This window comes from Mycolicibacter sp. MU0083, from assembly GCF_963378075.1.
Taxonomy (GTDB): Bacteria; Actinomycetota; Actinomycetes; order Mycobacteriales; family Mycobacteriaceae; genus Mycobacterium; species Mycobacterium kokjensenii.
In genome coordinates this window covers 2,645,698-2,668,447 of record NZ_OY726394.1, presented here as the reverse complement: position 1 = coordinate 2,668,447, position 22,750 = coordinate 2,645,698, and the positions used below count along the sequence as shown (strand labels likewise).

The following is a 22,750-nucleotide window of genomic DNA, read 5'->3' as shown; positions in this document are numbered from 1 at the left end:
GTCAGTTATGAGTGGCGCGCTATGCCCGGGGTCCTTCGACCCGGTGACGTTGGGACACATCGACATCCTGGAGCGCGCGGCCGCCCAGTTCGACGAGGTGGTGGCCGCCGTCCTGGTCAATCCTTCCAAGCAGGGCATGTTCAGTCTGGAGGAGCGCCTCGAGATGATCACCGAGGCCACCGCGCATCTGCCGAACGTGCGCGCGGAGTCCGGCCGCGGCCTGGTGGTCGACTTCGTCCGGGAGCGGGGCCTGACCGCGATCGTCAAGGGACTGCGCACCGGCACCGACTTCGAGTACGAGCTGCAGATGGCGCAGATGAACAAGCACATCGCCGGAGTCGACACGTTTTTCGTGGCGACCAGCCCGCGGTATTCGTTCGTGTCGTCGTCGCTGGCCAAGGAGGTCGCCTCGATGGGCGGGGATGTCTCGGACCTGTTGCCGGACCCGGTGAACCGGCGGCTGGCCGCCAAACTGGCCGCCCGCTGACCTGCCCACCGGTCACTGCGGCGGCAGCCCCAATCGGGTCGCGGTCGATGCCCGCATCGCGGCGAACCCGCTTGCACAGCCCAGCACCCGCAACGCGGCCTCGGCGGTGGTGAACGGATAGTCCGGGGGACAGGTTCCGTCGTCCAAGCGGCGGTTGATCACCGCCTCCACCAGGCGGAACGGCAGGTCCTCGGCGGCGAGCGGGCCGTCGTGGTCGGCGATCACCGCCCGGGAGAGTTCGCGGTAGTGGTCCCGCAACCGATCGCGTTGCGCACGGAATTCGGCGAAGCGGTCCACGTTGAGCTCCGGCAGCAGATACAGGGTGCCCAGATTCCAGGACCCGCCGCACAGCTGTGCGGTATCGGCGACGACGAGGGTGTGCAGGCGCGGCGCGCCGGGACCGGCTTCGGCGACCAGGTCCGCCGCCAGTTGCGCAGAGGCCTCGACGGTCCCGGCCAGCAGGGCCTCGAGGATGTCGTCCTTGGCGGCGAAATGGTGATACAGCGAGGCCTGCCGCATCCCGACGCTCTCGGCGATGCGCCGAGTCGAGGTGGCCGCGTAGCCGACGGTGGTGAACAACTCGGCTGCCGCATCGAGGATTTCGTCGCGGGGGCTGTGGCCGGGCCGTCGAGATGCCACCAGTCGCGGACGTCCCCGCCGGTCAACCTGCATACCGCGCTCCTTAATCTGTCAGTCGATAGGAAATATGCTACCGTCCCCACCATGGACGAAGCACGCACCGACTCCACAACGGGGGCACGCTCCCACGCCAGAGCCCAGGCCGAGCACGCATCGATGCGCATCCCGGCGACCCCCCGCGACGTCGATGCCGCGGCCGTGGTCTGGGCGGAATCGGTCCCGCCGAACGGCTACGCCACCAAGGTGCTCGCCCGCGGCAGCCGCGTCCGGCTCATCGACGTCGACGGCGGCGCCTGTGCGCACCTGCTGCTGCACCGTGCCGAGGCGCCCTGGGAACGGCTCAACGTCGCCGACACCATGAAGATCCCCTGGCAGGCCTACCTGGGGGCCGGGCATCCGCTGCTGTCCGATCAGGGCCGCGTGCTGGCCACCGTCGTCTCCGACACCTCCAACCGCCACGACCTGATCTGCGGTCCCGACGACACCGGCCGGCAACTGCTGCTGCTGGGTGCGATGAAGCACGGCATGGACATCCGCGACGTCGCACCCTCGGTCGCGCTGTTCCGCGGAATCCGGGTCGAACCCGCCAGTGGCGCACTCGAATTCACCGGCTCAGCGGGAGCGGGGGCGGCGATCGATCTGCTGATCCATCTGCCGGTGGTGCTGTCGGTGGCCAACACCGCGCACCCGCTGGACCCCGATCCGACACCCGGACCCCTGGACGTCGTCGGCTGGCGGGCGGGCGACGAACTGGGCAACACGATCAACCACGACCCGGAATACCTGCGGGCACTGGAGAACACCGAGGCGGCATGGGCCGCCGGAGCGGGGGAACGAGCATGACCGAGCAGCGCCGGGTGATCTCCGATGAGGTGGTGCCGGCCCGCTCGCCGTGGTCGGCGGTGGTGCGCGCCGGGCAGCGCCTGCAGATCATCGATCTGCACGGTAACCAGGCGGTGGACTGCCTGCTCTACGACGCCGACGACCACACCCGCCGCTACAGCGCCCAGGCCACCATCACCGCCCAGCGAAACATCTTCCTGACCACCGGTTCGGTGCTGCGCGCCGCCGACGGCACCGCCCTGATGACCGTCGTCGCCGACGACGTCGGCAACCACGACACCATCGGCGGAGCCTGCTCGCAGGAGTCCAACACGCTGCGCTACGGACACCACACCGTGCACCAGCACGCCTGCGTGGAGAACTTCCTCGCCGAGGGCGCCAAACACGGCCTCGGCAAACGCGATCTGGTCTCCAACATCAACTGGTTCATGAACGTGCCGGTCGAAGCCGACGGCACCCTGGGCATCGTCGACGGGATCTCTGCGCCCGGCAAGAGCCTGACGCTGCGCGCCGAGACCGACACCCTGGTGCTGGTGTCGAACTGCCCGCAGATCAACAACCCGTGCAACGGATTCGACCCGACACCGGTGCGCATGGTGATCACCAGCAGATGATCGGCATCGAGGTGGTCCGGCCGGGGATGTTCACCACCGTGCAGGACTGGCCCGGCCGGGTGGGGTACTGGCACGTCGGCGTCCCGCCGTCGGGGCCGATGGACGACCTGTCGTTTCGGCTCGGCAACCGGGCACTGGGCAATCCCGAAGGCGCCGCCGGGCTGGAGTGCACCAAATCCGGACCGGCCCTGCGCTTCACCGCACCGGCCTGGGTGTGCCTCACCGGTGCGACGGTCCCGGCGACCCTCGACGACGCCCGGCTGCCGCAGTGGCAGTCGGTGCGGGTGCCCGCCGGCGGCGTCGTCGACATCGGCACCGCGGCCGGTCCCGGAATGCGCAGCTACCTGCTGGTCGAGGGCGGCCTCGACGAACCCGATTTCCTTGGCAGCGCAGCAACGTTCACCCAGGGGGTGTTCGGGGGACACGGCGGCCGGGCGCTGCAGGCGGGGGATCGGCTCAGCGCCGCCGGCCGCGGCGGCGCCGCACCGGTCCTCGACCGCGTCCCCGCCGGAATCCAGCCCAGCATCGGCCGGCACTGGGAACTGGCGGTGACCGTGGGACCGCACGCCGCCCCGGAATTCCTGACCCGGGCGGACATGGCGACGCTGACCGGCACCGACTACACGGTGCACTTCAACTCCGATCGCACCGGGGTGCGGCTCGTCGGGCCGAAGCCGTCGTGGGCACGCCGTGACGGCGGGGAGGCCGGCCTGCACCCGTCCAACATCCATGACAACGCGTACTGCGTCGGGGCCCTGGACTTCACCGGCGACACCCCGATCCTGTTGGGTCCCGACGGTCCCAGCCTGGGCGGGTTCGTCTGCCCGGTGACGGTGGCACGCGGCGACCGGTGGAAACTCGGCCAACTGGCCCCCGACGACACCGTGCGACTGGTGCCGGTGCGCGCCGAGCGCGTCCCGCCGGCGGCGTCGCTGGGGCCGCGCCGGCGTGCCGCGCTGCCCGTGGTGGTCTCCGGCGGCGGGGACTGCGACGACGGGGTGTTGCAGCGCTACACCGGGCGCGACGGTACCGCCGTGACGCTGCGGCGCTCCGGTGACGGTGGCGTCCTGCTCGAATACGGTCCGATGATCCTGGATCTCGCGCTGCGGGCGCGCGTGCAGGTGCTCTACGACCGGCTGCGTGAGCAGGGGCTGCCCGGTCTGCTCGAACTGACACCCGGGGTTCGCTCGCTGCAGGTCCAGTTCGACACCGACCGGGTGTCCTGCACCGAGGTGGTCGAGCGGATCGCCGCCCACGACGATGCGCTGCCGCCGTGCGACGAACTCGTCGTACCGAGCCGTTCGGTGCGGCTGCCGCTGTCCTGGGACGACCCCGGAACTCACGAGGCCATCCGCCGCTACATGTACGGCGTGCGCCCCGATGCGCCGTGGTGCCCGTCGAACATCGAGTTCATCCGGCGCATCAACGGGCTCGACGACATCGCGGACGTCTACGACACGGTCTTCGGCGCGCAGTACCTGGTCCTGGGGCTGGGCGACATCTATCTGGGCGCACCGGTGGCCACCCCGCTGGATCCCCGGCACCGGCTGGTGACGACCAAGTACAACCCGGCGCGGACCTGGACGCCGGAGAACGCCGTCGGAATCGGCGGCGCCTACCTGTGCATCTACGGCATCGAGGGGCCCGGGGGCTACCAGTTCGTCGGCCGCACCACCCAGGTGTGGAATCACCGCAACGCCACCGCGGGTCTTTTCGAACCCGAAACACCATGGCTGCTGCGGTATTTCGACCGCATCAGCTTCTACCCGGTCAGTGCCGAAGAACTGCTGGACCTGCGTGCCGACACCGCCGCCGGCCGCGGCCGGGTCGACATCGCCGACGGCGAGTTCTCGCTGCCGGCCTATCGGGGTTTCCTCGCCGACAACGCCGGATCCATCGCCGAGTTCCGTGCCCAGCAGTCGGCGGCGTTCGCCGCGGAGCGTCGGGCCTGGCAGGCATCCGGAGAATTCGCCGCATCCCCGCCCGGCGGAGAAGACCCGGGTTAGAAGACGATCGTTTCGCCGCCGACCCGGACCACACGGTCCTGGCAGTGCCACTGCACGGCCCGCGACAGCACCGCGCGTTCCACGTCGGCGCCGAGCCGTACCAGGTCGGTCACGCTGTGGGTGTGGTCGACCCGGACCACGTCCTGCTCGATGATCGGCCCCTCGTCGAGGACCTCGGTGACGTAGTGCGCGGTTGCGCCGATCAGTTTCACGCCGCGTTCCCTGGCCCGCTGGTAGGGCGCGGCCCCGATGAAGGCCGGCAGGAACGAATGGTGGATGTTGATCAGCGGACAGCCCACGGCCTCGATGAAATCGCTGGTGATGATCTGCATGTAACGTGCCAGGACCACCAGATCCACGTTGCCGCACAGCAACTGCAGCTGGCGTTGTTCGGCCTCGGCGCGGATGTCGCGGGTGGCGGGGATGTGGAAGAACGGCACCCCGAACGGGCGCACCTGCTCGGCCAGTTCCGGGTGATTGGAGATCACCATGGCCACCGTCATCTCCAGCTCACCGCGCCGGTTGCGCCACAACAGGTCCAGCAGGCAGTGGTCGGTCTTGGAGGCCATGATCGCCACCCGCTTGGGCTTGGTCGCCTCGGTGAACCGGTAGTCCATCGCGAACCGCTGGGCCACGGTGGCGCCGAATCGCTCGCGCAACTCGTCGATGGCCGCCGGCAGGCCCGGAAGGTGGAAGATGGCCCGTTGCACGAAGGTGCCGTCTTCGGGGGCGGTCGAATGCTGATCCAGCGAGATGATGTTGGCCCCGGCGTCGGCCAGGAACGCGCTCACCGCGGCGATGATGCCGTGACTGTCCCGGCAGCTCAGCAGCAGTCGGCCGATGTCGGCTTCTCGCTGGTCTCCGGACCGTCCCGGATAGCCGTGTGGTGCCTGCCCGGTGGGGCCGGGGCCTGCGGAACCTGTAGCGCCGTGCGTCATGGCCGCCCTTCGCCGATGTGGATATCAACCGGTCAGGCTACCGGTGAAGTGGACGGAAATCCGACACACCGGGCAGCTAACGCAATCACACCCGTAACACAGGGCACACTAGTAACACCAACGACGCCTGGAGGGTGCTGCCGTGTACCGAGTGTTCGAAGCCCTTGACGAGCTGGGCTCCATTGTCGAAGAAGCACGTGGTGTGCCGATGACGGCAGGTTGCGTGGTGCCCCGCGGCGACGTCCTGGAATTGATCGACGACATCCGCGACGCCATCCCCGGCGAACTGGACGACGCCCAGGATGTGCTCGACGCGCGCGACACGGTCATCAACGAGGCCAAGGAACACGCGGACTCGATGGTCACCTCCGCCACGGCCGAGGCCGAATCGCTGGTCAGCCACGCCCGGGCCGAGGCCGACCGACTGTTGTCCGATGCCAAGGGCCAGGCCGACCGGATGGTGGCCGAGGCGCGCGCCCACAGCGAGCGGATGGTCGGCGAGGCCCGCGAGGAGGCCGCCCGGCTCAGCGCCACCGCCAAGCGGGAGTTCGAGACCGCCACCAGTCGCGCCCAGGCCGAATGCGACCGGCTCGTGGAGAACGGCAACGCCGCCTACGAGAAGGCCGTGCAGGAGGGCATCAAGGAACAGCAGCGACTGGTCTCGCAGAACGAGGTCGTGACGTCGGCGCGGGCGGAGTCCACCCGGCTGATCGATTCGGCGCACGCCGAGGCCGACCGGATGCGCGGCGAATGCGACATCTACGTCGACGCCAAGCTGGCCGAATTCGAGGACTTCCTCAACGGCACCCTGCGCTCGATCAACCGGGGGCGTCACCAATTGCGCACCGCCGCGGGAACGCACGACTACGCGACTCGCTGACCCGGCAACACCGGGTGCCGTGCTGCGTAGAATCGCGGCATGGCAAGGCACCCCGGCGCAGGAATGAAGTCAGCCCCGCGACAGTCGTCCGCGCCGTTCGTGGTCAACGTCGCTCGGCTGGGCCGGCGTCCCGGTGCGCTGCTGCCCCTGCACGAGCAGCGGATCAGTCCGGCCCGCATCGGCCTGGACCTGGTCGCCATTCCCGCCCAGGCGGCCGTCGATCTGGACCTGCGGGTGGAGTCGGTCTCCGAGGGCGTCCTGGTCAGCGGAGTGGTCTCGGCGCCCACCGCCGGTGAATGCGCGCGGTGCCTGCAACCGCTGACCGGTGCCGTCGAGGTCGAGCTGACCGAACTGTTCGCCTACCCCGACAGCACCACCGACGCCACCACCGATGACGACGAGATGGGCCGCGTCGTCGACGACGCGGTGGATCTCGAGCAGGCCATCGTCGACGCCATCGGCCTGGCCCTTCCGCTGTCGCCGCTGTGCGACGCCGACTGCCCGGGGCTCTGCCCGGACTGCGGAGTGCCGCTGGCTACCGCCGAACCCGGCCATCACCACGACAAGATCGACCCGCGCTGGGCGAAGCTGGCCGGCCTGCTCGAGCCCGGCGAACCGGCCCGGCCGAGCGACGACGGTGAGCGGTGAGCCGCCCCCGACAGGCCGTGCTCGATGCGCTCGGCGTGGACCTGGCCGATGATCTGCTGACGCTGGCCGTCACGCACCGCAGCTACGCCTACGAGCACGGTGGCCTGCCCACCAACGAGCGGCTGGAATTCCTCGGTGACGCCGTGCTGGGGCTGACCATCACCGACGAGTTGTTTCATCGGCACCCGGATCGGCCGGAGGGCGACCTCGCCAAACTGCGCTCCAGCGTGGTCAACACCAACGCCCTGGCAGACGTGGCGCGCGGCCTGACCGCCGACGGCCTGGGCGCGCACCTGTTGCTCGGCCGCGGTGAGGAGCACACCGGCGGCGCAGACAAATCCAGCATCCTGGCCGACGGGATGGAATCGCTGCTGGGTGCGGTGTACCTGCAACACGGGATCGACACCGCCCGGGAGGTGATCCTGCGGCTGTTCGGTCCGCTGCTCGACACGGTGGCCACCCTGGGGGCGGGGCTGGACTGGAAGACCAGCCTGCAGGAGTTGACCGCGGCGCGCGGCCTGGGGGTGCCGACCTACCGGATCACCTCCACCGGACCCGATCACGATCGGGAATTCACCGCCACCGCAGTGGTATCGGAGGTCGGCTACGGCACGGGTGTCGGCCGGACCAAGAAGGAAGCCGAACAGAAGGCCGCGGCCGCCGCCTGGCAGGCCCTGGACGCCATGGAGACGGCGGACGAAGCTCAGCAGGCCTGACGATGCCCGAACTCCCCGAAGTCGAGGTGGTCCGGCGTGGCCTGAACGATCACCTGGTGGGCCGCACCATCGCCGCTGTGCGGGTTCATCATCCGCGGGCGGTGCGCCGGCACGAAGCCGGTGCCGGTGATCTGACCGGACGGCTGCTGGGCGCGAAGATCACCGGAACCGACCGGCGCGGTAAGTATCTGTGGTTGTTGCTCAGCGGTTCAGCGGCCGACGAGGCGCTGGTGGTGCATCTGGGTATGAGCGGCCAGATGCTGCTGGGGGAGTTGCCCGACAGCAGGCATCTGCGGATCGCGGCCGTGCTCGACGACGGCATGAAAGTGAGCTTCGTCGATCAGCGGACCTTCGGTGGCTGGCAGCTCACGGATCTGGTCACCGTGGACGGCAGCGTGCTGCCGGTGCCGGTGGCACACCTGGCCCGCGATCCGCTGGACCCGCGCTTCGACGCCGACGCGGTGGTCGAGGTGTTGCGGGGCAAGCATTCCGAGATCAAACGCCAGCTTCTCGATCAGACCGTGGTGTCGGGAATCGGCAATATTTACGCCGACGAAGCCCTGTGGCGGGCCGGGATTCGGGGCACGCGGTCGGCGGATCGGCTGTCCCGGCCGCGATTACGGGCACTACTGGACGCCGCCGCCGAGGTGATGCGCGACGCGCTGGCGGTCGGGGGTACCTCGTTCGATTCGCTGTATGTCAACGTCAACGGCGAATCCGGTTACTTCAGCCGGTCCCTGGACGCCTACGGCCGCGAGGACGAGCCGTGCCGGCGCTGCGGGACGGCCATTCGAAGGGCGAAGTTCATGAACCGCTCGTCGTACTACTGTCCGACCTGCCAGCGCTGACCCGTCTTTCCCGCCATTTCTCGCGAGCGTGCGCGTCTGTACCGCGACACGCCGAAAGAAGTGGCAATCTGCGCACGCTCGTCGGAGTGGTCGCGGGGGCTCACTCGAAGATGTCGCGATACACCCGGCCCGGTGTCAGGGTGGGATCGACGAACCATTCCCGGCCGAAGACCAAGCCGGCGACCTGCGGGGGAAGCCGCATCAACACCGTGAACAGCCGTGCGGCGGCGCCGGCACCGACCTGGGAGCGATGGGCGGCGATGGCATCGCGTTTCTGTCGCGCATACCGAAACACGTTGATGCGGTGGGTGATGTGCGACCGCGGCGCATACGCGGTACCCACCACGTCGCGTCCGTAGGGGGCGGGAAGCCGCAGGAATTCCGCGATCCCGGCGACCCGGACCAGCATCTCGCGGGGCATCGTCGCCTCGAGTATCCGCGGGGTTTGCGCAAGCTGCGCAGCGCGCTTGCCGACCCGGTGGACCCGGACGTGATCGCGATGCCCGTAGCCGCCGTTGGGCTGATAGCTCAACAGCAGATCCGCGTCCTCGTCGCGCAAGATCGCCGCCAGACGCTGCGCCGCCTCCTCGATATCGGCGCGGGCGAACCTGACCCGCCCCGGCGGATCGGGCGGGAAAACCTCGCCGTACCCGCTGTCGGCGTAACCTAGGAATTCCACCCGGTGCACGCCGAGAATGTCTGCGCTCGAACGTAGTTCGGTGAGGCGATCACCATCGCGGTCGGTGACCCGCCCGTCGGTGGCGACCACCACGACCACCCGATGGCCCGCGGCGGCCGCGCGGGCCAGGGTTCCCCCGGTCAAGATCACCTCGTCGTCGGGATGGGCGTGGAAGGCGACGACGGTGGCCATGAAAGTTCAGTATGCCGGTCCGTCGGGTCTGTGCAAGGGGTCCAGCATGAACAGCAACCGTACGAGTTCGGCCTGACGGTGGGTGCCGGTCTTGGCGTAGATGTGCTGCAAGTGGGTCTTCACCGTGGTCAGCGACACCGTCAACTCCTCGGCGATCGGGGTCAGGCCCTCGCCGCGGAGCACCATGACCGCCACCTGCGCTTCGCTTTTCGTCAGCCCGTACAGACGCTTCAGCAGTGCGGCGGCGGGCTCCGGGCGCTGTTCGGGATCGACGATCACCAGCATCGCGCGGCCGCCCCGCGGGGCGACGACCGCACTCGGATCGACCGGCAAGACGTGCACGATGTACGGGCGCCGGCCCGATGGGCGCGGGCACAGGAAGGAGCCACCCCAGACGGTCGCGCCAACGGGATCGGCAAGTCTGGCGATGCTGCGGCCCAACTCGGCGTCGGCGCGCGACGACTGCGCCGTCAGATGGCCGTGTTCCACCCGTAAGCCGTCGTTATCGCACAGCACCCGCTCAGCGGTGGTATTGGCGAACACCGGTCGGCGGCCGTCGACGATCACGATCCCGTGGCTCACCGACCCGCAGGCTTCGGTGAGGTCGTGGGCGCGTCGGTCGAGTTGGCTGAGGCTGTCGCGCGTGCGCAGCGCCTGCTGGAGGTGGGGTGTCAGGCGGGTGATCAACGCGACGTAGTCGGGGCGGTCGAATCGGTCCGACTGCCGCACGCTCGCGATGGCGAGACTGGTCATCGGCGTTCCGGATGTGAGGCGGACGAATAGTCCGTCTTGCAGTCCATTCGGCCGGGCCCAGTCGATCTGGAACTCGCAGTTCTGGTAGGGCCACATCAATTCCGCGCCGCTACGGATCACGCCCACCGGCCCGGTCTCTACCGCATGCAGAACGTGATCGAGCCGTTCGTAATGTGCGGAGTAGGCCTGCGCCGCCGCCGGCTGCATCTGTGCGTGAAGAAGCGTTCGAGACCCGCTGTCGGACAATACCAATGACGCGGTATGCGCCTGGAAGCATCGGGCGATCGCGGTCATGACAGCATCCCATTGCTCCGGAACCAGAACTGCGGAGTAAATACAAGAGATCAGTTGTGAGAATTCGTCGATCGTATTCATGGTCGGCCCTGAATTCTTTTACAGGCCTGCATATTTGAAGATTGGGCCGTGGTCAACGGGTTGAGGGGATCCGTGCCTTCTCGACGCAAAAGTTTACTCGGATCTCGTCCATTGGGATGAGGAAATTTTGTGGCCGCGGTGTTTGCCTTATGGATGCCTTGTAAGCGGCTTTTTGCTAAGCCGCCGCCGCACAGAGGAGGCGATCATCATGTCGCAACTGGTCATCAAGCCCTGGATGCCCCTGCCGTTGCCCGCCGGTGAATACCGCGACCTCGTCGGTGAGGCGATCCGGCACGCGGGGCAGCGGAGCCGCCGGCTGGTCTTGGACACCATGGCGCTGGTCGAACGCATCGGCAGCTTTCGAATCGACCCGGCGCGGTGTCGACCCCGGCTCGAATCCGCCTGGTCCGAAAACGCCCGGATGGCCCGCGAGATGTACCGGCTCTGATTCGTTGAATCGAGTTGGGCGCAAGAAAAATTGACGAAAGGAACCAAAGATGTCCGAGCAGAATATCGCCCTGGTGCGGGCCGGCTATCAAGCATTCGGCACCGGCGACACCGAAACCCTGATGGACCTCTTCGACGACGACATCGAATGGCTGCAACCGGGTGACAGTGCGCTGAGTGGAACCTACCGCGGCAAAACGGAACTCATGGGATTCCTGATGCGGTTGGGGGAGAAGTCGCCGGTCATCACCCCGCACCGCTTCCTCGCCGACGGTGACACCGTGATCGTCTTGAGTGAGGCGTCGATCGGCGACGAACATGGCCACAGCGCCGAGGTTTTCACCGTCCGCAACGGCAAGACCGTCCGGGTACAAGTATACGGCGACACCGCGATGATGGAACGGCAGTACGGTCGCAAACCCGCCGGTGCGCCGGTCGGCTGAGAAAGCACGTCGGGCGCGGGGACTGCCAAGATGTCCCCATGACCGAATTGTGGGTGGAACGCACCGGGACACGCCGCTATACCGGGCGAAGCTCCCGGGGTGCGCAGGTGTTGATCGGGAGTGAAGACGTCGACGGCGTCTTCACACCCGGCGAGCTGCTCAAGATCGCGCTGGCCGCATGCAGCGGCCTGTCCAGCGACGCCCCGCTGGCGCGCCGCCTGGGCGACGACTACGCCGCGACGATCCGGGTGTCCGGGGCCGCGGATCGCGACCGGGAGCGCTACCCGCTGCTCGAGGAGGTCTTGGAACTGGACCTGTCCGGTCTCGACGACGCAGACCGGCAGCGTCTGCTGACGGTCGTGCACCGTGCCATCGACCAGGTCTGCACGGTGGGCCGGACGTTGAAATCCGGCACCGAGGTGCGATTCGAGGTCGACGCCGGTGACCGGGCCTGACGTCCGTCTGAACGCCTGGGTGCACGGACACGTCCAGGGAGTGGGTTTTCGCTGGTGGACCCGGTCGCGGGCACTGGAACTCGGGCTCACCGGCTACGCCGCCAACCGCCCGGACGGCCGGGTTCACGTCGTCGCGCAGGGGCCGCGTGCGGACTGCCAACGCTTGTTGGACCTGCTGCGGAGCGGTGCCACACCGGGCCGGGTGGACACCGTCGTCGCCGATTGGGCCGACGCCGGAGAGCGGATCGACGGATTCGCCGAACGCTAGACCGGTAGTCTCACCTCCCGTGCATCTCAAGAGTCTGACGCTGAAGGGCTTCAAGTCCTTCGCCGCGCCGACGACTCTGCGATTCGAACCGGGCATCACCGCGGTGGTCGGCCCCAACGGCTCCGGTAAGTCCAACGTGGTCGACGCCCTGGCGTGGGTGATGGGCGAGCACAGCGCCAAGACGCTGCGCGGCGGAAAGATGGAAGACGTCATCTTCGCCGGCACGTCGTCGCGTGCCCCGCTCGGCCGCGCCGAGGTCACCGTCACCATCGACAACTCCGACAACGCGCTGCCCATCGAATACGCCGAGGTCTCGATCACGCGGCGGATGTTCCGCGACGGCGCCAGCGAATACGAGATCAACGGCGCCAGCTGCCGATTGATGGACGTTCAGGAGTTGCTGAGCGACTCCGGTATCGGCCGCGAGATGCACGTCATCGTCGGGCAGGGCCGGCTGGCGCAGATCCTGGAATCACGCCCCGAAGACCGCCGCGCCTTCATCGAAGAGGCCGCCGGGGTGCTCAAGCACCGCAAACGCAAAGAGAAGGCGGTCCGCAAGCTGGACGCGATGGCGGCCAACCTGGCCCGCCTGACCGACCTGACCACCGAGCTGCGCCGCCAGCTCAAGCCGCTGGGCCGACAGGCCGAGGTGGCCCGCCGCGCCGCGACCATTCAGGCCGACCTGCGTGATGCCCGGCTGCGCCTGACCGCCGACGACCTGGTCAGCCGGCAGGCCGAATTCGCCGGAACCACCGATGCGGAGGCCACGCTGCGCCGCGAACACGACCAGATCACCGAGCGACTGACGGTGGCCGCCGACGAGCTGACCGCCCACGAGTCCGCGGTCGCCACCTTGACCCAGCGCGCCGAGGCCGCCCAACAGACCTGGTTCGCGCTCTCGGCGCTGGCCGAGCGGGTCAGTGCGACGGTCCGGATCGCCAGCGAACGGGCCCAGCACCTCGACGAGGAGCCGATCACCACCGGCGGCGTCGACCCGGATGCTCTCGAAGCCGAGGCCGAGCAGGTGGCCGTCACCGAGCAGCAACTGCTGGCCGAACTGACCGACGCCGGTATCCGGCTGGAGGCCGCCCGCGCCGAACTGGCCGAGCGTGAACGCCGTAGCACCGAAGCCGAGAAGGCCCACCTGGCCGCGGTCCGCGCCGAAGCCGACCGACGGGAGGGGCTGGCGCGGCTGACCGGTCAGGTCGAGACCATCCGGGCACGCGTGGAGTCGATCGACACCCACGTCGGACAGTTGTCGACCCGTATCGAGGAAGCCGCAGCCCGCGCCCAGGCCGCCCAGGCCGAGTTCGAAACGGTGCAGGGCCGGGTCGCCGAACTCGATCAGGGTGAAGTCGGCCTGGACGAACACCACGAACGGACCGTGGCGACCTTGCGGTTGGCCGACCAGCGCGTCGCCGAACTGCAGGCGGCCGAGCGGGCCGCCGAGCGGCAGGTGGCGTCCTTGCACGCCCGCATCGAGGCCCTGTCGATGGGGCTGGAGCGCCGCGACGGTGCGGCCTGGCTCGCCCAGAACCACGCCGACCCCGGACTGTTCGGTTCCATCGCCACGCTGGTGAAAGTGCAGTCCGGCTATGAGGCCGCGCTGGCCGCGGTGCTCGGTTCGGCGGCCGACGCGCTGGCCGCCGACGACGCGGGCGCCGCCCGGTCGGCGCTGCACGCTTTGAAATCCGCCGACGGCGGCCGGGCGGCGATCGTGCTCGGGGATTGGCCGCTGCCGGCGACCGAGCAGCGGGCAGCGTTGCCCGACGGCGCCCGGTGGGCCGTGGACCTGATCGAGGCACCGGCGAAGTTGCGCGGCGCGATGGCGGCCATGCTGGCGTCGGTCGTGGTGGTCGGCGACCTCTCCGAAGCACTCGACCTGGTCGCGGCACGTCCCGGTGTGCGCGCGGTGACGCTGGATGGCGACCTGGTGGGTGCCGGGTGGGTCAGCGGCGGCTCGGACCGCAAGCCGTCCACCCTGGAGATCAACAGCGAAATCGACAAGGCACGTGCCGAAGCGGCGGCCGCCGAGACCCAGGCCGCCGAACTCGGCGCTGCCCTCGCCGGCGCGCTGGCCGAACAGAGCGCCCGCCAAGACGCCGCCGAGCAGGCGTTGGCCGCGCTCAACGAGTCCGACGCCGCCATCGCCGCCACCCACGAACAGCTGGGACGGCTCGGTCACGAGGCACGGGCGGCCGAGGCGGAGTGGCACCGTCGGCTGCGCGAGCGCGACGACCTGGAGAAGGGCCGGGCCCAGACCGTCGCCGAACTGGGTGAGCTGGAGGCCCGGCTGCGCAACGCCGAAGAGGACCAGCCGACCGAAGCCGCGGAGCCGGTGGACCGCCAGCAGATCGCCGCCGCCGCGGAGGCAGCCCGCAGCGTCGAGGTCGAGGCCCGGCTGGCGGTGCGCACCGCCGAGGAACGCGCCAACGCGGTGCGCGGCAAGGCGGACTCCCTGCGCCGGGCCGCTGCGGCCGAACGCGAGGCGCGGGTGCGTGCCGAACAGGCCCGCGCCGCCCGGGTACGTGCCGCGACCACTGCGGCCGTGGTCGCCGAAGCCGCCGGCGCGCTGGCCCAGCGCCTGCAACACGTGGTGGCCGCCGCGTCGCGGATCCGCGACGGACTGGCCGGGGAACGCCAGCAGCGGGCCGAGGCGATGGTGGCCGTGCGTGACGAGGTGAACTCCCTGAGCACCCGGCTCACCGCGCTCACCGAGTCGCTGCACCGCGACGAAGTCGCCAAGGCTCAGGCCGCACTGCGCATCGAGCAACTCGAGCAGACCGTGCTCGAGCAGTTCGGGATGAGCTCGGCCGACCTGATCGCCGAGTACGGCCCCGACGTGCCATTGCCGCCGACCGAACTGGAGATCGCCGAATACGAGCAGGCCCGCGACCGCGGTGAACTGGTGATGGCGCCGGCCCCGATGCCGTTCGACCGCCCCACCCAGGAACGTCGCGCCAAACGCGCCGAGCGCGAACTGGCCGAACTGGGCCGGGTCAACCCACTGGCCCTCGAAGAGTTCGCCGCCCTCGAAGAGCGGTACAACTTCTTGTCCACCCAGCTCGAGGACGTCAAAGCGGCCCGCAAGGACCTGCTCGACGTGGTCTCGGAAGTCGATGCCCGCATCCTGCAGGTGTTCACCGACGCCTACGCCGACGTGGAGCGCGAATTCACCGAGGTGTTCGCCGCACTGTTCCCCGGCGGCGAAGGACGGCTGCTTCTGACCGATCCCAACGACATGCTGACCACCGGCGTCGACGTCGAAGCGCGTCCCCCCGGCAAGAAGGTCAAGCGGCTGTCGCTGCTGTCCGGTGGCGAGAAGTCACTGACCGCGATCGCCATGCTGGTCGCGATCTTCCGGGCCCGGCCGTCACCGTTCTACATCATGGACGAGGTCGAGGCCGCACTCGACGACACCAACCTGCGTCGGCTGCTGGCACTGTTCGAGATGCTGCGCGCCCGTTCGCAGCTGATCGTCATCACCCACCAGAAGCCGACCATGGAGGTCGCCGACGCGCTGTACGGCGTGACCATGCAGGGCGACGGGATCACCGCGGTGATCTCCCAGCGCATTCGCGGCGAAGAGCTGGTGTCCAGCCCGGGTTAGCCGGTCAGCTCGCCGAGGCTGAATGCCATGGCGACCGGCTCGTGCACCTCGACATGGTCCCCGTCGGGTGTGGCAACCGGCCGATACAGGTCGCCGTCGAGGCGATACTGCAGAAACCACGCGCCGTCTGGAACCTCGGCGTCGACGATCCAGTAGTGCTCGATGCCCGCCTTGGCGTACTCGTGCAACTTCATGACGGTGTCCATCCGTCGCGAGCCGGGCGAGACGATCTCGATGAGGAGTACCACATCGGCCGCCGGGATGCGGGCTGCACGTCCTTCGACCATGCCGCTGCGGATCACCACGATGTCCGGGTCGCGGACACTGGGCGGGAACGAGGCGATGGTGGTCACCTCGATTTCGGCCAGCGCCTCCAGACCGTCCGGTAGGTGATCTTGCAGGAGTCGGATGAGCTGTCGTGAAATCCGCTGATGGGTGATCTGTGGGCGCGGCGACATGATGATCGAACCCTCACTGAGTTCCCACCGTCGCGTGTGGGCGACCTCAAGTGCGTCCCACTGCTCCAGGGTCATCAAGTCAAACGGCCCATCCAGCAGCTCGGACACGGTGCCCCCTCTCGATGGCAACTCGAATAGTTGCAGGTTACGCCCGACGGCGTCTTGCCCGCAGTCTGCCGAGCACCACCGACAGACCCCGCCCAACGGGGCCCTGAAACAATGGCGGCGTGTCTGAAGGTCTCTGGATTGCCCTGGCGGTCGCCGCCGCACTCGCCGTCATCGCCGCCGTGGTCTTCGGCCTGGTGCGTCACCGCCGAGGCCGCATCAGCCTGTCGGCGCCGCAGCGCGAAAGCCTGGACCGCTCGGGCGGTTACACCGCCGAATCGGGCATCACGTTCAGCCGGACCGAGACGTCCGAACCGCCGGCTCCCAATGTCGGCGACGACGCGGCCGTCGTCCACGAGGCCCCGCGACGCACCATCACCGATGTCGACCTGCCCCAAGCGCCGCCCGAAGAGGTGGCTGCCCCCGAGCCCGAGCCGGAGATCGAGCCGGTCGACGGCCGGATGCAGCGGCTGCGCGGCCGGCTGGCCAAATCCCAGAACGCGTTGGGCCGCAGCATGCTCGGGCTGCTCGGCGGCGGAGACCTCGACGACGATTCCTGGCAGGACGTCGAGGACACCCTGCTGGTGGCCGACCTGGGCCCCGTCGTCACCGAATCGGTGGTGACGCAACTGCGGGAGAAACTGGCCGGCGGCCAGGTGCGCACCGAAGACGACGCCCGCGCCGTACTGCGGGATGTGCTCATCGCCGAGCTGCAACCCGGCCTGGAGCGCTCCATCCGGGCGCTGCCGCACGACGACCACCCGTCGGTGCTGCTGGTGGTCGGGGTCAACGGCACGGGCAAGACCACCACGGTCGGCAAGCTGGCCCGCGTCCTGGTGGCCGACGGACGCCGGGTGGTGCTGGGTGCGGCCGATACGTTCCGGGCGGCGGCGGCCGACCAGTTGCAGACCTGGGCGGCACGGGTGGGTGCCGAAGTGGTTCGTGGCGCCGAGGGCGCGGACCCCGCGTCGGTGGCGTTCGACGCCGTCGACAAGGGCATCTCCGACGGCGTCGACGTCGTGCTCGTCGACACCGCGGGCCGACTGCACACCAAGACCGGCCTGATGGACGAGCTGGGCAAGGTCAAGCGGGTGGTGGAACGTCGCGCGGCCGTCGACGAGGTCCTGCTGGTGCTCGATGCCACCATCGGACAGAACGGTCTGGCTCAAGCCCGGGTGTTCGCCGACGTCGTCGACATCACCGGGGTGGTGCTGACCAAGCTCGACGGCACCGCCAAGGGCGGGATCGTGTTCCGGGTGCAGCAGGAGCTCGGTGTGCCGGTCAAACTGGTCGGCCTCGGTGAGGGCCCCGACGACCTGGCTCCGTTCGAGCCCGGAGCGTTCGTGGATGCGCTGCTGGGCTGACCGGGTCGGGGCCGACCGTGACCGTCCTGTTATCCGGGTTTGAGCCTTAGGGTAATTTTTCCCTGTGACTTCCTCAGTTTTTAGTGCGGTTGCGCGCTGCCTCGCTCCTGTTCTTGCTGCCGCGGCACTGGCCGGCGCGGCCCCGGCCCAGGCAGACGACAACCCGCTGGCCGGGATGCCTTTCTACGTCGACCCCATCTCGGCGGCCATGCGCGCCTCGGCCGCGCAGCCCGACAGCGCTGAACTGGCCCGGGTCGCCAACACCCCGCAGGCGTACTGGCTCGACCAGGCGTTCCCGGCCGGCACCGTCGGCTCCACGGTGGCCCGGCACACCGGTGCCGCCGCCGCGGCCGGAGCCATGCCGGTACTGGTCATCTACGCCATTCCGCACCGCGACTGCGGCAGCTACGCCGCCGGCGGATTCTCCTCCGGTGCGGCCTACCGCACCTGGATCGACAGCGTCGCCGACGGGATCGGCGGCAACCCGGCCGCGATCATCCTCGAGCCCGACGCGCTGGCCATGGCCGACTGCCTCTCCGGGGACCAGCGCCAGGAACGCTTCGACCTGATCAACTACGCCGTCGACACCCTCGGCCGCAACCCGGGCACCTCGGTCTACGTGGACGCCGGGCACTCGCGCTGGGTCAGCGCCGGCGAGATGGCCAACCGGCTCAACCAGGCCGGGGTGGGCCGGGCGCGGGGCTTCGCCCTGAACTCCACGAACTACTTCACCACCGAAGAGGAAATCGGTTACGGCGACGAGGTTTCGGGCATGACCGGTGGCGCGCACTACGTGATCGACACCTCCCGCAACGGCAACGGCCCGGCCGAAGGCGACCCGTACGGCTGGTGCAACCCGGCCGGCCGGGCCTTGGGCGTGGCACCGACCACCGACACCGCCAGTCCCCGCGCCGACGCCTACCTGTGGGTCAAGCGGGTGGGGGAGTCCGACGGTAGCTGCGGCTCCGGTGAGCCCGCCGCCGGCCACTTCGTCAGCGACTACGCCATCAACCTGGCGCGCAACGCCGGGTAGGCCCCGCGCCGCCCGGGGACACGCCGTGACGATCGGATACGACGAAGCGCTGCGGGAGCGGATCCGGGCGCGCCTGGACGCGCACGACCGCCGCGCCGTGCACGACCCGTCGAAGCGTCACGCCGCCGTCGCGGTGGTGATCGTGGACTCCGAGATCGGCGAAGACCGCGTCGATCCCGCGCCGGTGGACGACTGGATCGGCGGCCGGCCCATGCCGGAGGCCGGCCTGGACGGCCGGATGGTGGACGTCTCCGGAGGCGCCGCTTTCCTGCTGTGCCGCAGGGCATCTCGGCTGAGATCACATGCTGCACAGTGGGCGTTGCCGGGCGGTCGGCTGGATCCCGGTGAGACCGCGGTGCAGGCCGCACTGCGAGAGCTCGACGAGGAGGTCGGCATCCGGCTGCCCGACAGCGCGGTGCTGGGCCTGCTCGACGATTACCCGACCCGCTCGGGATACGTCATCAGCCCGGTGGTGATCTGGGGCGGTGGGCGACTCGACCTGCGGCCCGCACCCGACGAGGTGGTGGCGGCCTACCGGGTGGGACTACACCAGTTGCAGCGCGAAGATTCCCCGCGGTTCGTGTCCATCCCGGAGAGTCCGCGGCCGGTGGTGCAGATCCCGTTGGGCAACGATCTCATCCATGCACCGACGGGTGCGGTGCTGCTGCAACTGCGGTGGTTGTGCCTGGAGGGGCGGCACGACCCGGTCGACGAGCTCGAACAACCGGTGTTCGCCTGGAAATAGCTCCCGGTGTCGCGGCGCGGCCGTAGGCTCCGGTGCATGGTGAAGGACCGTGCCGCGTTTGTGGTCGGCAGCATCCGGATGGCGTCGGGGATCTCGTTTCTGATCGATCCGCTCCGGGCGAACCGCTGGTGGGGTGAGCGGGACGATCCGGGGCCGTCCGCGCGACTGCTGCTTCGGTCGATGGGCTACCGCGACGCCCTGATCGGGGGACTGCTGCTGTATGCGGCGGCGCGGGGGCGCGATACCCGCGGCTGGTTTCTGGCCTCCGGCGGTGCCGATGCGGCCGACCTGCTGGGCGGGATGAGTGTGCACGCCGACCTCAAGCGTGGTCAGCAGCTGATCGGGCTCGGCGGCGCGATCGTCGGGATCGGCGTCGGGCTGTGGGGCGCGACGCGGCGCCGCTCCGACGACTGAAAACGGCAGGCCGATCCCCGGACTACCGTGGCGGTATCGACGGGAAGGGGAGCGTCCCATGATCGAGCTACTGCCGGACATGCCGCCGGGAGTCACCGGCGTCCGGGTCTCCGGGCGGCTGCGCGGTGACGAACTCCGCAAGATCAGGCCCTTGTTGCACGAACGCCTGCGCGACGGTGACGTCCGGATCGTCGAAGTCATCGCCCCGGACTACGACGGCTTCGGGCGCGGTGGGCTGGTCGAGGACATCAAACTCGGGCTGGGCGCAGTGCTACCGCATCACTCGGCGTTCAAACGCATCGCGGTGGTCTCCGACAAAGAATGGGTCGGCCATGTGCTGCATGCCCTGGAATGGATGATTCCCGGTGAGCTGGCGGTGTTCGGCCTCGACGATCTCGAACGCGCCAAGCAATGGGCCGCCGGCTGACCCGTGGTTCGCCGACGCAGAAGGCCCCCGCGTGAGCGGGGGCCTTCGCGGTCAGCGGTCCCGAACTACTTCGGAGGCATCCGAATGCCGCCGTCCACGCGGACGACCTCGGCGTTCATGTAGGAGTTGGTGAGCAGTTCGACCACCATCGAGGCGAGCTCTTCGGGCTTGCCGAGCCGGTGCGGGAACAGCACGGACTCGCCGAGCTTGGCCTTGAACGCCTCCGACGCCTCGCCCTCGCCGTAGATCGGGGTGTCGATCAGGCCCGGGGCCACGGTGTTGACCCGGATACCCGCGGCCGACAGGTCGCGTGCCACCGGCAGGGTCAGGCCGACGACGCCACCCTTGGACGACGAGTAGGCGGCCTGGCCGATCTGCCCGTCGAACGCGGCAACACTTGTCATGTTGACGATCGCACCGCGCTCGCCGGTGTCGGTGAACTCGTTGCGGCTCATCGCGGTGGCGGCCAGTCGGATGCAGTCGAAGGTGCCGATCAGGTTGATCGCCAGCACCTTCCGGTAGGCGTCCAGGCTGTGCGCCGAGTCGAATTGGCCGTCCTTGCCGATGGTGCGCTGGGCCCAGCCGACGCCGGCCGAGTTCACCAACGCCCGCAGCGGGCCCAGGTCCGTGGCGGTGTTGACCGCATCGATGATCTGGTCGGTGTCGGTCACGTCGACGGACACGAACACGCCGCCGATCTCGTGGGCCAGTGCCTCACCCTTGTCCGCCTGCAGGTCGGCGACGACCACGCGGGCGCCCCTGTCGGCCAACTGGCGGGCCGTGGCCGCGCCGATTCCTGATGCGCCACCGGTTACGATCGCGCTTGCTCCGTTAATATCCACGAACGACACTTTACGCGGACGGACTTCCGCATCGGGATGGGGCGGGTATAACTCCGAATCTTTATCACGCCCCAATAACGACAGTTATGTCAATCTGGCTGGCTTTCCGGCGAATGGGTGACTAAAACTGTTGTGGGTGATCTAATTTCGGGTGGGGTTCCGCGTTCCGCGGTGCGTTCGAAGGTATTTCAAGGGGTGTCCATGGCTGGTGTCGGTGCGATGTTCGGTCCGCGCGGGGCTCGTGTCGTTATCGCGGTGGTAAGCGCTCTGGTCGTCCTGGCTGGGATGGCCGGACCGGTGGTCGTGCCGGCGCTGTCGGGGCAGTCGTCCCCGGCGGTTTCGCGGGCCGTCGAACTGTCCGCCGGCGAGGTCGCCTTCGTCATGGGCGGTAGCGGGATTCCATTGCCGTCGGACGGCTACGTCAACGCCGCCGACGAGTTGTACCTGCGGCCGCACGGCTTTACCGGAACCGCCGAGTCCCTGTTCACGCCCCAGTTGTACTTCCCGGGCAACCTCTCGGAAGTCGAAGGAGCACGGCTACTCGCCGAGGCGATCAACAACCAGATCGCGGCCGGCGGGGTCAGTGCGGACAATCCGGTGTACGTGTTCGGCTACTCGCAGAGTTCGGCGATGTCGTCGATGACGATGGAGCAACTCCAGCACCAGGGTGTCGCACCGGAAGACGTCCATTTCGTCATGGTCGGAAATTCGGCGAACCCCAACGGCGGGTTGATCGAGTTGCTGAACTTCTGGGGCGGAGACCTGACGTTCTGGAACGGAATGACCCTCGGGCATCCCACTCCGGACTACTTCACCACCGACGTCTACACAATGGAATACGACGGGTACGCCGATTTTCCGCGCTATCCGCTCAACCTTTTGGCCGATCTCAATGCGATAGCGGGCATGTTCCTGCTGCACGACGGATATTTCGGATTGAGTGAAGACGATATCGCCAATGCCATTCAATTGGAAACGAGCGGCGACAGTCTGACCAATTACTACATGATTCCCTCCGAGACGCTGCCGTTGCTGGACCTCTTGCGGCTGAACCCGGTCTGGGGCAACCCGCTGGCGGAGCTGCTGGAACCGAGCATGCGCATCCTGGTCAATCTCGGGTACGGCAGCCTCACCGAAGGCTGGAACCAGGGACCGGCGAACGTCCCCACCACGTTCAGTTTCGAGTTGCTGCCGAGCAACATCAGCTGGGACGAGGTCAACGCCGCGCTCAGCGATGCCTGGTCGCAAGGTGTGCAGGCCGCCATTCGCGCCTTCCAGGACCCGGCGAACTACATATTCGGGTCGTTTATGGAGCAGGAACCGTTCTCCACGCTGTGGAACGCGGCGCAGCGCGTCTTTTTCGATATCCAAGATCCGACGCCGCTGTTCGGCGGTCTCTTCGGTGGCTCCGCGGAGGCCACCGACCCCGGGGTATCGGCGGATTCCGTCGTCGACGGCCAGCCCGATCTGTCGTCGATCACCGATTTGCTCGGTCTTGACCTGAGCAACCCGGCCTAGGTC

The 22,750-nt window shown here is 68.6% G+C and carries 25 protein-coding genes; 19 read left to right on the top strand and 6 right to left on the bottom strand.

Translation table 11 applies throughout. The features are described 5' to 3' along the window. The first annotated feature begins 7 nt into the window (after positions 1-7). Positions 8-487, top strand: coding sequence for a pantetheine-phosphate adenylyltransferase (gene coaD / locus RCP38_RS12435; protein WP_308473262.1), 480 nt, complete (start codon positions 8-10; stop codon positions 485-487). Between the two features lie 12 nt (positions 488-499). Here coaD and RCP38_RS12430 read toward each other — a convergent pair whose 3' ends face one another. Next, a complete protein-coding gene (locus tag RCP38_RS12430; protein WP_308473261.1) occupies positions 500-1,159 on the bottom strand; it encodes a TetR/AcrR family transcriptional regulator in 660 nt (219 codons plus the stop codon). 51 nt (positions 1,160-1,210) lie between these two features. Between RCP38_RS12430 and RCP38_RS12425 the strand changes: the two genes are divergently transcribed. The 3 genes from RCP38_RS12425 to RCP38_RS12415 are packed head-to-tail and all read left to right on the top strand — an operon-like array spanning position 1,211 to position 4,589. Beyond that, positions 1,211-1,969: a DUF1989 domain-containing protein gene (locus tag RCP38_RS12425; protein ID WP_308473260.1), complete on the top strand. Its 759-nt coding sequence runs from the start codon at positions 1,211-1,213 to the stop codon at positions 1,967-1,969. Then, positions 1,966-2,583 carry an urea amidolyase associated protein UAAP2 gene (locus RCP38_RS12420; RefSeq protein ID WP_308473259.1) on the top strand — a complete coding sequence of 206 codons (618 nt, stop codon included), beginning with the start codon at positions 1,966-1,968 and terminating at the stop codon, positions 2,581-2,583. Before RCP38_RS12425 ends, RCP38_RS12420 begins: the two co-directional genes overlap by 4 nt. Next, the gene (locus RCP38_RS12415; protein WP_308473258.1) at positions 2,580-4,589 is read left to right on the top strand and encodes a 5-oxoprolinase/urea amidolyase family protein; all 2,010 of its coding nucleotides are present in this window, start codon (positions 2,580-2,582) and stop codon (positions 4,587-4,589) included. Before RCP38_RS12420 ends, RCP38_RS12415 begins: the two co-directional genes overlap by 4 nt. Here RCP38_RS12415 and purU read toward each other — a convergent pair. Next, positions 4,586-5,527 (bottom strand): formyltetrahydrofolate deformylase, encoded by a 942-nt coding sequence (gene purU, locus RCP38_RS12410; protein WP_308473257.1) that lies wholly within the window; start codon positions 5,525-5,527, stop codon positions 4,586-4,588. The genes RCP38_RS12415 and purU overlap by 4 nt on opposite strands. A 142-nt stretch (positions 5,528-5,669) precedes the next feature. Here purU and sepIVA point away from each other — a divergent pair, with 142 nt between their 5' ends. Genes sepIVA through mutM form a run of 4 tightly spaced genes read left to right on the top strand, consistent with a single transcriptional unit; the run spans position 5,670 to position 8,619 of the window. Next, entirely contained in the window at positions 5,670-6,407 is a 738-nt protein-coding gene (sepIVA, locus tag RCP38_RS12405) for a cell division protein SepIVA (protein ID WP_308473256.1), read from the top strand. Positions 6,408-6,446: 39 nt separating this feature from the next. Continuing rightward, a complete protein-coding gene (locus tag RCP38_RS12400; RefSeq protein ID WP_308473255.1) occupies positions 6,447-7,055 on the top strand; it encodes a YceD family protein in 609 nt (202 codons plus the stop codon). Then, positions 7,052-7,771 carry a ribonuclease III gene (rnc, locus tag RCP38_RS12395; RefSeq protein WP_308473254.1) on the top strand — a complete coding sequence of 240 codons (720 nt, stop codon included), beginning with the start codon at positions 7,052-7,054 and terminating at the stop codon, positions 7,769-7,771. Before RCP38_RS12400 ends, rnc begins: the two co-directional genes overlap by 4 nt. A gap of 2 nt (positions 7,772-7,773) precedes the next feature. Beyond that, positions 7,774-8,619, top strand: a complete 846-nt coding sequence (gene mutM, locus RCP38_RS12390; protein ID WP_308473253.1) for a bifunctional DNA-formamidopyrimidine glycosylase/DNA-(apurinic or apyrimidinic site) lyase — start codon at positions 7,774-7,776, stop codon at positions 8,617-8,619. A 100-nt stretch (positions 8,620-8,719) separates the two neighbouring features. Here the strand turns inward: mutM and RCP38_RS12385 are convergent, their stop codons facing one another. Together RCP38_RS12385 and RCP38_RS12380 are read right to left on the bottom strand one after the other, a co-directional pair. Beyond that, a complete protein-coding gene (locus RCP38_RS12385) occupies positions 8,720-9,490 on the bottom strand; it encodes a PIG-L deacetylase family protein (protein ID WP_308473252.1) in 771 nt (256 codons plus the stop codon). Between the two features lie 6 nt (positions 9,491-9,496). Beyond that, positions 9,497-10,618 carry a helix-turn-helix transcriptional regulator gene (locus RCP38_RS12380; protein ID WP_308473251.1) on the bottom strand — a complete coding sequence of 374 codons (1,122 nt, stop codon included), beginning with the start codon at positions 10,616-10,618 and terminating at the stop codon, positions 9,497-9,499. Positions 10,619-10,826: 208 nt separating this feature from the next. Here RCP38_RS12380 and RCP38_RS12375 point away from each other — a divergent pair, with 208 nt between their 5' ends. The 5 genes from RCP38_RS12375 to smc are packed head-to-tail and all read left to right on the top strand — an operon-like array spanning position 10,827 to position 15,841. Continuing rightward, positions 10,827-11,066 carry a hypothetical protein gene (locus RCP38_RS12375; RefSeq protein WP_308473250.1) on the top strand — a complete coding sequence of 80 codons (240 nt, stop codon included), beginning with the start codon at positions 10,827-10,829 and terminating at the stop codon, positions 11,064-11,066. A 49-nt stretch (positions 11,067-11,115) separates the two neighbouring features. Continuing rightward, a complete protein-coding gene (locus RCP38_RS12370; RefSeq protein WP_308473249.1) occupies positions 11,116-11,508 on the top strand; it encodes a nuclear transport factor 2 family protein in 393 nt (130 codons plus the stop codon). Between the two features lie 38 nt (positions 11,509-11,546). Beyond that, entirely contained in the window at positions 11,547-11,963 is a 417-nt protein-coding gene (locus tag RCP38_RS12365) for an OsmC family protein (protein ID WP_308473248.1), read from the top strand. After that, positions 11,950-12,231, top strand: coding sequence for an acylphosphatase (locus RCP38_RS12360; RefSeq protein ID WP_308473247.1), 282 nt, complete (start codon positions 11,950-11,952; stop codon positions 12,229-12,231). The genes RCP38_RS12365 and RCP38_RS12360 overlap by 14 nt, the downstream gene beginning before the upstream one ends. Positions 12,232-12,250: 19 nt before the next feature. After that, positions 12,251-15,841: a chromosome segregation protein SMC gene (gene smc, locus RCP38_RS12355; protein ID WP_308473246.1), complete on the top strand. Its 3,591-nt coding sequence runs from the start codon at positions 12,251-12,253 to the stop codon at positions 15,839-15,841. On the opposite strand, the gene RCP38_RS12350 is transcribed toward smc, so the two are convergent. Then, positions 15,838-16,407: a Uma2 family endonuclease gene (locus tag RCP38_RS12350; RefSeq protein ID WP_308473245.1), complete on the bottom strand. Its 570-nt coding sequence runs from the start codon at positions 16,405-16,407 to the stop codon at positions 15,838-15,840. The two genes, smc and RCP38_RS12350, sit on opposite strands and share 4 nt — an antisense overlap. A gap of 119 nt (positions 16,408-16,526) precedes the next feature. Here RCP38_RS12350 and ftsY point away from each other — a divergent pair, with 119 nt between their 5' ends. The 5 genes from ftsY (at position 16,527) to RCP38_RS12325 (ending at position 20,387) form a co-directional block, all read left to right on the top strand. After that, the gene (ftsY, locus tag RCP38_RS12345) at positions 16,527-17,768 is read left to right on the top strand and encodes a signal recognition particle-docking protein FtsY (RefSeq protein ID WP_308473244.1); all 1,242 of its coding nucleotides are present in this window, start codon (positions 16,527-16,529) and stop codon (positions 17,766-17,768) included. 64 nt (positions 17,769-17,832) lie between these two features. After that, positions 17,833-18,801: a glycoside hydrolase family 6 protein gene (locus RCP38_RS12340; RefSeq protein WP_308473243.1), complete on the top strand. Its 969-nt coding sequence runs from the start codon at positions 17,833-17,835 to the stop codon at positions 18,799-18,801. 25 nt (positions 18,802-18,826) lie between these two features. Beyond that, entirely contained in the window at positions 18,827-19,546 is a 720-nt protein-coding gene (locus RCP38_RS12335; protein WP_308473242.1) for an NUDIX hydrolase, read from the top strand. 36 nt (positions 19,547-19,582) lie between these two features. Then, the gene (locus RCP38_RS12330) at positions 19,583-19,960 is read left to right on the top strand and encodes a DUF4267 domain-containing protein (RefSeq protein ID WP_308473241.1); all 378 of its coding nucleotides are present in this window, start codon (positions 19,583-19,585) and stop codon (positions 19,958-19,960) included. A gap of 58 nt (positions 19,961-20,018) precedes the next feature. After that, complete coding sequence (locus RCP38_RS12325; RefSeq protein WP_308473240.1) at positions 20,019-20,387, top strand: SpoIIAA family protein; 369 nt, start codon at positions 20,019-20,021, stop codon at positions 20,385-20,387. Between the two features lie 65 nt (positions 20,388-20,452). Here the strand turns inward: RCP38_RS12325 and RCP38_RS12320 are convergent, their stop codons facing one another. Next, positions 20,453-21,229, bottom strand: coding sequence for an SDR family NAD(P)-dependent oxidoreductase (locus RCP38_RS12320; RefSeq protein ID WP_308473239.1), 777 nt, complete (start codon positions 21,227-21,229; stop codon positions 20,453-20,455). A gap of 117 nt (positions 21,230-21,346) precedes the next feature. Here RCP38_RS12320 and RCP38_RS12315 point away from each other — a divergent pair, with 117 nt between their 5' ends. Then, a complete protein-coding gene (locus RCP38_RS12315) occupies positions 21,347-22,747 on the top strand; it encodes a PE-PPE domain-containing protein (protein ID WP_308473238.1) in 1,401 nt (466 codons plus the stop codon). Positions 22,748-22,750: the final 3 nt, after the last annotated feature.